The sequence below is a fragment of the Streptomyces sp. HNM0645 genome, from assembly GCF_030056615.1.
GTDB classification, from domain to species: domain Bacteria; phylum Actinomycetota; class Actinomycetes; order Streptomycetales; family Streptomycetaceae; genus Streptomyces; species Streptomyces marianii.
The window spans coordinates 185,849-194,481 of record NZ_JASHLT010000004.1 but is presented as its reverse complement, the minus strand read 5'-3'; the positions used below and the strand labels follow the sequence as shown (position 1 = coordinate 194,481).

The window sequence follows — 8,633 nt, the reverse complement described above, 5'->3', positions numbered from 1 at the left end:
GGGGTCGCCCGATCCGGCGACAAGGCGCCACATGGTCGTCGATGAACACGTACAGTGCCGCCAGAAGGGCGTCCAGGTTTGTCTTCACACACTGACCAACGGGCGCCCTTCGCCATGGTTGCGACCAGCACACACATCGGACTCACTCATCTAGGCTGGTGGCCATGTACTTCACCGACCGTGGCATCGAGGAGCTGGAGAAGCGGCGCGGCGAGGAGGAGATCACCTTCGAGTGGCTCGCCGAGCAGCTGCGCACGTTCGTCGATCTCAACCCGGACTTCGAGGTGCCGGTCGAGCGGCTGGCCACCTGGCTGGCGCGCCTCGACGACGAGGACGACGAGGAGTAGCGGGGGCGGTGACGGTCCGGGGCGTCACCGCGCCGGCCTGCGGTCGCGGGCCGGCGCCAGGGCGCCGTGGGCGAGCAGGACCGCGCCGGCGACCGTCCACCCCGCGCTTCGGCGGGCGAGTCCCCAGACGGTCAGCGGAAAGCCCGCGGCGATCTGCACGACGGCCGGGATCCCGGAGCCCGGCGGCCGGTGCCGGAGAGCGTGGACGGTGTGTCCGCGCCCCTTGCCCCGTTCGGCCTCTTCCCGTTCGGCCGCGTCGCGGGCCGCGGTCCGGACGCCGCCGGGTTCCGCGCCCGGTGCCACGCCCTCCGGCAGGGTGAGACCGGCACGGGACAGGACGGCGGTGAGTCCGAGCAGCCGGGCGCGGGCGTCGGTGTCGGGGGCGAGCCGGGTCAGCCCTTCCAGGGCCCGCAGGTCCTGGACGGGGTCGAGTCCGAGCCGGGCCGCGAAGGTGTGGATCGCCTCGTCCTCCCCCGCCGGTGTGCCGTCCGCGAGCCAGACGTAGCCGACGGGGCGGCGGAACCCGGTGGCGAGTGCGAAGCCGGCGCGGTCCGCGTCCCACCAGAGGGCGAGCACGGGGTGGTTGGTGGCGACGGCGAGGGCAGTGGCCCAGCCCGAGAGCACCCGGTCGACGGGTTCCGCACCGCTCGGCCACGGCTGCAGGTCCGGTACGAGCACGCTCCAGCCCCGGCCGGCCGAAGCGAGGAGGAACGGCTCCCGCAGCAGCGAAACCGACGGCCGGATGACGTCGCACCCGGCCCGGCAGAGCAGTAGAACTCCCGCGGAAGCGGCGTCCATACGCCTTACACTAGGGCACTTTGCCCGCATTCGTCGCCACTGCCCCACGGACGCCCCTTGACTTCCGATGGCCGCGATATATCGTGTTACTCAGAAGACGCGATATGTTGCGTTCCACGCAGGCCCGGGAGGTCAGCACCATGCCCGACTCGACGTGGGAAGTCGCCGAGCCGACGAAGCTCACCTTCGACGAGCCCGTGACGTCCCTCAACGTGCGCATCGTCAACGGGGCGGTGAACGTCGTCGGCACCGACGAGGGTTCCGCCCGGCTGGAGGTCTCCGGGATCGAGGGCCCACCGCTGGTGGTGACGAGGACCGGCTCCACCGTCTCGGTCGGCTACGACGACGTGCCTTGGAAGGGCTTCCTCAAGCTGCTCGACCGCAAGGAGTGGCACCGCCACGCGGTGGTGTCCCTCACCGTCCCCGCCGACGCGGCCGTCGAGGTCGGCGTCGTGGGTGCGGGAGCGGTCGTCTCCGGCATCCGCGGGCGCACGGACGTGCGGGGCGTCAGCGGGGACACGACGCTCGTGGGACTGTCCGGCACCGTCCGGGCCGAGACCGTCTCCGGCAGCCTGGAGGCCCAGGCCGTCACCGGCGACCTGCGCTTCCAATCCGTCTCCGGCGAGCTGACCGTGATCGAGGGCGCGGGCTCGTCCGTACGGGCCGACTCCGTCAGCGGCGACATGGCGATCGACCTCGACGGGACGCCGACGGACATCCGCCTCACCAGCGTCTCCGGCGAGGTCGCCATCCGGCTGCCGCACCCCGCGGACGCCCGCGTCCAGGCCAACACCGCGAGCGGCGCGGTCTCGAACGCCTTCGACGGCCTGCGCGTCAGCGGACAATGGGGCGCCAAGAAGATCACCGGCACGCTCGGCGCGGGGAACGGTTCCCTGCGGGCCACCACCGTGTCCGGGTCGATCGCCCTCCTGCGCCGCCCGCCCCAGGCGGACGAACCGTTCGAGGACGAGACAGGAAAGGCCCTCTGACATGCCCCCCGTATTCGCCCACGGCCGGCTCCGCCTGTATCTGCTGAAGCTCCTCGACGAGGCCCCGCGCCACGGGTACGAGATCATCCGGCTGCTGGAGGAACGCTTCCAGGGGCTCTACGCGCCGTCCGCCGGCACCGTGTACCCGCGGCTGGCCAAACTCGAGGCGGAGGGCCTGGTCACCCACGCCACCGAGGGCGGGCGCAAGGTGTACTCGATCACCGACGCCGGACGCGAGGAACTCGCGGGCCGCAGCGGGGAACTGGCCGACCTCGAACTCGAGATCCGCGAGTCCGTCTCCGAACTGGCCGCGGAGATCCGCGACGACGTCCGCGGCGCGGCGGGCAAGCTGCGCAGCGAGATGCGCGCGGCGGCGACGGAGAGCCGGAGTGCCACCGGGCCGGGCGGCGCGAGTGCGGGTGCCGACGACGCCTGGCAGGCGACGAAGGAGGAACTGCGCCGCGCCAAGCAGGAGTGGAAGGAGCAGGCGCGCCGGGCGAAGGACGAGTCCCGCCGGGCCCGCGAGGAGGCGCAGACCGCACGCCGGCAGGCGAAGGAGGCGCAGGACCGGGCTCGGGACGAGGTCCAGCGGATCGCGCGCCAGGTCCAGGACCAGGTCCAGGGGCACTTCGCCCGCGGCGACTGGCCGACGGGCGTACGGGAGGGTCTGTCCGAACTCACCGCGCAGCTGGGCGGACTGGCCGCCCGGGGCACGGCGTGGCCACCGTACGTCAAGCCGGACCCGGCCGGCGCGGGCCCCGACTGGGCGAAGGACACGGCGGACTCCGGCGACCCCGTGCGCGACCTCGAACGCCTCCTGGACCAATTCCGCGACGACGTCCGCGACGCCGCGCGCGACCACGGGGTGACGCCCTCCCAACTCGCGGAGGCCCGACGCCACTTGTCGACCGCGGCCGCGCACATCTCGGCGCTGCTGCGCGGGGGCGGCTGAGCGCCGCGCTGCGCCACACCGGCTCGCACGTGGCCCCGGCACGGCGCGCGCACCGGTTCGGGCTGCGTCGTCCGCCGGACGCGGGGCCGGCGCGCCCCGAAGCGGGCGGCGCACGGGGACCTCCGGCACGGCGCGGATCGGGGTGCCGGAGATCCCGTCAGCAGAACTGACGAACCATCAAGAGTTGGTCAGGACGATCTTGCCGAAGAGCTCTCCGGAGGCCATCCTCTCGAAGCCCTCACGTGCCCGGTCCAGCGGAAGCACCTCGTCGATCACCGGTCGCACACCCGTCGCGGCGCAGAAGGAGAGCAGGTCCTCCAGCTCGTCCTTGGTGCCCATCGTGGAACCGACGACCTTGAGCTCCAGGAAGAAGATCCTGGTCAGCTCGGCGTGCGAGGGCCGGTCACCGCTCGTCGCACCGGAGATGACCAGAGTGCCACCGGGGCGGAGCGACTTGACCGAGTGCGACCAGGTGGCGGCGCCGACGGTTTCGATCACCGCGTCGACACGGTGCGGCAGCCGGGCGCCCGGCTCGAACGCGTCGACCGCGCCCAGGTCGACGGCGCGCTTGCGCTTGGCCTCGTCGCGGCTCGTGGCGAAGACGCGCAGCCCGGCCGCCTTGCCGAGCACGACAGCGGCGGTGGCGACACCACCGCCGGCACCCTGGACGAGCACCGAATCACCCGGCCGGACCCCGGCGTTGGTGAAGAGCATGCGGTAGGCGGTGAGCCAGGCGGTCGGCAGGCACGCGGCCTCCTCGAAGGACAGCTCCTTCGGCTTGCGCAGGACGTTCCAACTCGGAACGGCGACCTGCTCGGCGAAGGTGCCCTGGTACCTCTCGGTGAGGATGGAGCGCGGCTCGTCCGGGCCGACGCCGTGGCCGCTCTGGCCGATGACCGAGTGGAGCACCACCTCGTTCCCGTCCGCGTCGACGCCGGCGGCGTCGCAGCCGAGGATCATCGGGAGCCTGTCCTCGGCGAGGCCCACACCGCGCAGCGACCACAGGTCGTGGTGGTTGAGGGAGGCGGCCTTGACGTTGATGGTGGTCCAGCCGGGGCGGGCCTCGGGGGCCGGGCGGTCACCCAGCTCCAGGCCGTTCAGCGGCTGGTCGCGGTCGATGCGGGCGGCGTATGCGGCGAACATGACCTTGAGCGTAGGGCGGGCCGGTGCGCGGCGGAACCGCGCACCGGTGTGACACACGTCCCTGGGAGGTCCCCGGGCCCGGAGGAACCCTCCGGCTCTCGCCCTACTGCTCCCTCCGCCACTGGGCGGGAGAGTGCTTCGTCGCCGGGTCCTCGTACGAGCCCGCCCTCCCGCGGTCCACGTGGAAGGTGGTCAGGGTGGTGACGGGCGAGACCGGGTCCCGGCGGTCGGCGATCACCCGCATGTGGGCGCTGAAACGGCGCGGCGTGACCTCGTAGACGTCGTAGCCGTAGCGGTTGCCCTCGAAGTACTTCAGATGCGGGTTGGCCGCGCCCATCAGCGGGCCGTTGGCCTTGTTCCAGTCCGCCGAGTACGCCCCCGAGGTGACGGAGTGGGCCGTGAACTCCGTGCCAACCACCGGCGAGGAGGTGTCGTCGAAGTCGGGCCGGATGTCGTCGACGAAGGCGGAGTGCCAGTCGCCGGTGATCACGACGAGGTCCTTCAGGCCGCTGCCGTGCACATGGCTCAGGACCTCCTTGCGCTCGGCGAGGAACCCGTCCCACTGGTCGGTGAACATGTACGAACCGCCGGGGCGGCCGCGGAGCTGGCTCAGCATGATCGAATTGGCCCAGACGTGCCAGGTGTCCGGCGCCCGGTCGACGTTCCGCTTCAGCCAGGACTTCTGCCGGGTGCCGAGGATGGTGCCGTCGGGCAGGTTCTGCGCGGACCGGTGGGAACGCAGGTCGAGAACCGTCAGCTCCAGCAGGTCGCCCCAGCGGCGGCTGCGGTGGATCTCGGGGTCGGGCAGTGCGGGGGCTCCGGCGTCGCGGTGCGGCATGTTCTCGTACCAGGCCTGGTACGCGGCCGCGCGGCGCTTCATGAACGGAGCGCCGCCACCGGTGCCCGAGTAGTCGTTGACGACCTCGTGGTCGTCCCAGGTGAGGAACCAGGGGTGGGCGGCGTGGGCCTCGCGCAGGGAGCGGTCGCCCTTGTAGAGGGCGTGCCGGCGGCGGTAGTCGGCGACGGTGAGGATCTCGCCGCCCTCGTGGTCGCGGACGTGGTCGGCCGGCACGCCGCCTACCTGCCCGTGCTCGTAGATGTAGTCGCCCAGATGAACGACGAAGTCCACGTCCTCACGGGCGATCCCGCGGTGGGCGGCGTAGAAGCCGTCGTGGAACGCCTGGCAGTTGGCGGCGGCGAAGCGGACGGAGGCGACGTGCCCGGAGGGCGCCGTCCTGGTGCGGCCGGTGCGGCTGGTCCGGCCGAGTGCAGTGAAGGAGTACCAGTAGCGGGTGCCCGGGCGGAGCCCGGAGACGGGGACGTGGATGCTGTGTCCCAGGGTCGCGGAGGCGGGGGCCGTACCCCGGGCGACGACCCGCCGCAGGGCCGGGTCGGTGGCGACGACCCAGTCGACCTCCACGACCTCGGGCAGCCGCTGCTCGGCCGCCAGCGGCTCCGGGGCGAGCCGGGTCCACAGCAGGACGCTGCCGGTCTGCGGGTCGCCGGAGGCGACACCGAGGGTGAACGGCGCGGGGTCGTAGTCCGCGCCGAGCGCCTCCGCCGCCTCGCGTGCCTGGGCCGGCGTGAGCCCGGCACTCAGCGGCCAGACCAGGTTCAGGGCACCGGCGGCTCCGGCGGCCTTGAGCAGATCACGACGGTTGAGCCTGGTCACTGGTGCCCCCCGGAAGGCTTCGCGATGGCGGTCAGGGTGAGCGAGACGGCGTCGGCGTAACCGTCGTTCGAGGTGCCGCCGCTGCGGGTGAAGACCAGCAGCACCCTCGCGCTGCGGGCGCCGGGCGGGACCGCTGCTGACGCCGTGCGCTCCAGCAGCGCGGTGCGGGACCGCCGCTCGGCCGCCGTCACGGGGCCGAGCACCGACAGGGCGACGGGCGTGCCCCTGCCGTCCCGGAACTCCACGGACAGCCGGGCGCCGTCCTCCTGCGCCGCGTACCCGCCGAGCCACCCGGCCAGCGTGTAGCGGACGCGACCGGCGTCGACGGCCTGCCGCCCGGTGCGGCCGTGCGCGGGCAGTGCGACGTCCTGTACGAGCGTGGTGCGCGGGCTGTTTCCGCCGGAGAAGAACCGGCTGCCACGGGCGGCGGGACCGGGGTCGGACGCCGTCGGGTAACCGCCCCCGAGGCTGTACGCGACGAGTGCCGGAGCCCCTTCCCACACGTCCCAGCCGTTCACGTCCGCCACCGGATCCGCGGACCCTCCCGGCCCGCTCTCGGCGTCACCGTTCACTATGAGATTCACTCACGCCTCCCCTGCTCCATTCGGCGTGCGCATCCCAGCAGTCGGCGGTGAACCCCGGAAGACGGCGTGGGTAACACACGGGTCCCGGCGGCAGGCGGGTTGCGGAGTGCGGGCGGGTGGGGCGCACGGGGGAGCCGGCCGTACGTCCAGGCGGCCCCTGCGCCCCGTCGGTCGTACCGGCGCCGATCCGTCCGGACGGCCCGCGAGGCCCGGGCGCCGGGCCGGTACGCCCCGCCGTCCGCGCAGGCCCCGCGGACACGGGCACACGGGCACACGGGCACACGGGCGCGCACGAGCCCCGACAACGCCTCCCGCACGCACGGGCCCCGACACGCCACGGCCCCGGACGCGTCCAGCGCGTCCGGGGCCGTGGAGGGAGGGGTTCGGGGGCCTCAGCCCCCGACCAGCGTCGTCAGCGTCGGGCCACGCCCTCGGCTCGCGCCGCCGCCGCCACGGCGGCGGTGACCGCCGGGGCGACCCGCTCGTCGAACGGCGAGGGGATGACGTAGTCGGGGGCGAGCGCGTCGCCCACCACGTCGGCCAGCGCGTTCGCCGCCGCGATCTTCATGCCCTCGGTGATCCGCGAGGCCCGCACCTGCAGCGCGCCGGCGAAGATGCCCGGGAAGGCGAGGACGTTGTTGATCTGGTTGGGGTAGTCGCTGCGGCCGGTGGCCACGACGGAGGCGTACTTGTGCGCCACGTCCGGGTGGACCTCGGGGTTCGGGTTGGCCATCGCGAAGACGAAGGCTCCCGGCGCCATCGAGGCGACCGCCGGCTCCGGCACGGTGCCGCCGGACACGCCGATGAAGACGTCCGCTCCGGCCAGCGCCGTCTCCAGCGAGCCGCTGAGTCCGGCCCGGTTCGTGATCTCGGCGAGTTCCCGCTTGACCGGGGTCAGGTCGTCGCGGTCACGGCTGACGATCCCCTTGCGGTCGGCCACCGCCACGTCTCCGAGCCCCGCTTCGAGGAGGAACTTGGCGATGGCCACGCCGGCCGCGCCCGCTCCCGAGATCACTGCGCGCAGGTCGCCCAGGCCGCGGCCGGTCAGTCTGGCCGCGTTGCGCAGGGCCGCGAGGGTGACCACGGCGGTACCGTGCTGGTCGTCGTGGAAGACCGGGATGTCGAGCCGCTCCTGGAGCCTGCGCTCGATCTCGAAGCACCGCGGCGCCGAGATGTCCTCCAGGTTCACTCCGCCGAAGGACGGCGCCAGCCGGACGACCGTGTCCACGATCTCGTCGGTGTCCGTGGTCGCGAGGGCGATCGGAACGGCGTCGACGCCGCCGAACTGCTTGAAGAGGATCGCCTTGCCCTCCATCACGGGGAGCGAGGCCTCCGGTCCGATGTCACCGAGCCCGAGGACCGCCGTACCGTCGGTGACGACCGCGACCACCTGCGATTTCCAGGTGTAGTCGTGGACGAGCTCCGGCTTCTCGGCGATCGCGGTGCACACCTTGGCGACACCGGGTGTGTACGCGAGGGACAGGTCGTCCTTGTTCCGGACGGGCACTGTGGCCTGGACTGCCATCTTGCCGCCGCGGTGCAGCGCGAAGGCCGGATCGAAGGGTTCCCCGGAGTCCCCGGGTGCACTCTCCGTCCCGCTGGCGCTGCCGGGATTGACGATCTCCGCTGCCATGTTCGTTTGACCCCTTAAGTCTTCATCAGTTGAGGGTTGCCACTCCTGGTTGAGGAGGGGTGGGCTGGCACCGCGTCCGTTCCCTGTCCTGGGTGGTTGGCCCGCCCCGACGGGGGGAGGTACGTACGCGCGGGCGCGCCGCACAACGCGCCCTGAGCCCCGGATGAGGGGTGTAAGGATCCTTCTTACCGGACGGACGGCACCGGAGACGAGCCCATTGGCCCGTCCACGATCTCCCAGTGACCTGACTCATAGCGACATATGCTGACAAGACAGGAACACTTGGCGAAAAGCACGATGAATGCCGTCCGCATCCCGAGACGATCCGAAGATCTTCCGGCCGGAAGAAGGAATCGCCGCAGATGATGCGGCTGGTGGGGCCCTGATGTACCGGCCCGTAGCGCTTCGGGGGTCACCCGTTATCCGATTTTGACATGCGTAGCCCACTGTATGGGCTAGTCCGAATGGCAAGATGCCGGAAACACACAAGGTCGACACTCGAAGACGAGTGCACG

At 72.3% G+C, this 8,633-nt stretch carries 8 protein-coding genes; 3 read left to right on the top strand and 5 right to left on the bottom strand.

What is annotated here, in order from left to right:
* The first annotated feature begins 164 nt into the window (after positions 1 to 164).
* Positions 165 to 347 (top strand): DUF6104 family protein, encoded by a 183-nt coding sequence (locus QMZ92_RS04205; protein WP_018892073.1) that lies wholly within the window; start codon positions 165 to 167, stop codon positions 345 to 347.
* 24 nt (positions 348 to 371) lie between these two features.
* Here the strand turns inward: QMZ92_RS04205 and QMZ92_RS04200 are convergent, their stop codons facing one another.
* The gene (locus QMZ92_RS04200) at positions 372 to 1,145 is read right to left on the bottom strand and encodes a hypothetical protein (RefSeq protein WP_283295856.1); all 774 of its coding nucleotides are present in this window, start codon (positions 1,143 to 1,145) and stop codon (positions 372 to 374) included.
* 140 nt (positions 1,146 to 1,285) lie between these two features.
* On the opposite strand from QMZ92_RS04200, the gene QMZ92_RS04195 reads away from it, so the two are divergent.
* Positions 1,286 to 2,134 carry a DUF4097 family beta strand repeat-containing protein gene (locus tag QMZ92_RS04195; protein ID WP_283295873.1) on the top strand — a complete coding sequence of 283 codons (849 nt, stop codon included), beginning with the start codon at positions 1,286 to 1,288 and terminating at the stop codon, positions 2,132 to 2,134.
* A gap of 1 nt (position 2,135) precedes the next feature.
* Positions 2,136 to 3,086 (top strand): PadR family transcriptional regulator, encoded by a 951-nt coding sequence (locus QMZ92_RS04190; RefSeq protein ID WP_283295855.1) that lies wholly within the window; start codon positions 2,136 to 2,138, stop codon positions 3,084 to 3,086.
* A 177-nt stretch (positions 3,087 to 3,263) separates the two neighbouring features.
* Here QMZ92_RS04190 and QMZ92_RS04185 read toward each other — a convergent pair whose 3' ends face one another.
* The 4 genes from QMZ92_RS04185 to QMZ92_RS04170 all read right to left on the bottom strand — a co-directional run bounded on the left by QMZ92_RS04185 (position 3,264) and on the right by QMZ92_RS04170 (position 8,118).
* Positions 3,264 to 4,229 carry a zinc-binding dehydrogenase gene (locus QMZ92_RS04185; RefSeq protein WP_283295854.1) on the bottom strand — a complete coding sequence of 322 codons (966 nt, stop codon included), beginning with the start codon at positions 4,227 to 4,229 and terminating at the stop codon, positions 3,264 to 3,266.
* A gap of 103 nt (positions 4,230 to 4,332) precedes the next feature.
* Positions 4,333 to 5,901, bottom strand: a complete 1,569-nt coding sequence (locus tag QMZ92_RS04180) for an alkaline phosphatase D family protein (protein WP_283295853.1) — start codon at positions 5,899 to 5,901, stop codon at positions 4,333 to 4,335.
* Positions 5,898 to 6,485, bottom strand: a complete 588-nt coding sequence (locus QMZ92_RS04175) for a phosphoesterase (protein ID WP_283295852.1) — start codon at positions 6,483 to 6,485, stop codon at positions 5,898 to 5,900. Before QMZ92_RS04175 ends, QMZ92_RS04180 begins: the two co-directional genes overlap by 4 nt.
* Before the next feature lie 412 nt (positions 6,486 to 6,897).
* The gene (locus tag QMZ92_RS04170; RefSeq protein ID WP_283295851.1) at positions 6,898 to 8,118 is read right to left on the bottom strand and encodes an NAD(P)-dependent malic enzyme; all 1,221 of its coding nucleotides are present in this window, start codon (positions 8,116 to 8,118) and stop codon (positions 6,898 to 6,900) included.
* Positions 8,119 to 8,633 lie beyond the last annotated feature (515 nt).

What these genes read in the sequence shown, in the direction of transcription:
- QMZ92_RS04205 (WP_018892073.1), top strand. Translation starts at nt 165, where the DNA reads ATGTACTTCACCGACCGTGGCATCGAGGAGCTGGAGAAGCGGCGCGGC.
- QMZ92_RS04200 (WP_283295856.1), bottom strand. Translation starts at nt 1,145, where the DNA reads ATGGACGCCGCTTCCGCGGGAGTTCTACTGCTCTGCCGGGCCGGGTGC.
- QMZ92_RS04195 (WP_283295873.1), top strand. Translation starts at nt 1,286, where the DNA reads ATGCCCGACTCGACGTGGGAAGTCGCCGAGCCGACGAAGCTCACCTTC.
- QMZ92_RS04190 (WP_283295855.1), top strand. Translation starts at nt 2,136, where the DNA reads ATGCCCCCCGTATTCGCCCACGGCCGGCTCCGCCTGTATCTGCTGAAG.
- QMZ92_RS04185 (WP_283295854.1), bottom strand. Translation starts at nt 4,229, where the DNA reads ATGTTCGCCGCATACGCCGCCCGCATCGACCGCGACCAGCCGCTGAAC.
- QMZ92_RS04170 (WP_283295851.1), bottom strand. Translation starts at nt 8,118, where the DNA reads ATGGCAGCGGAGATCGTCAATCCCGGCAGCGCCAGCGGGACGGAGAGT.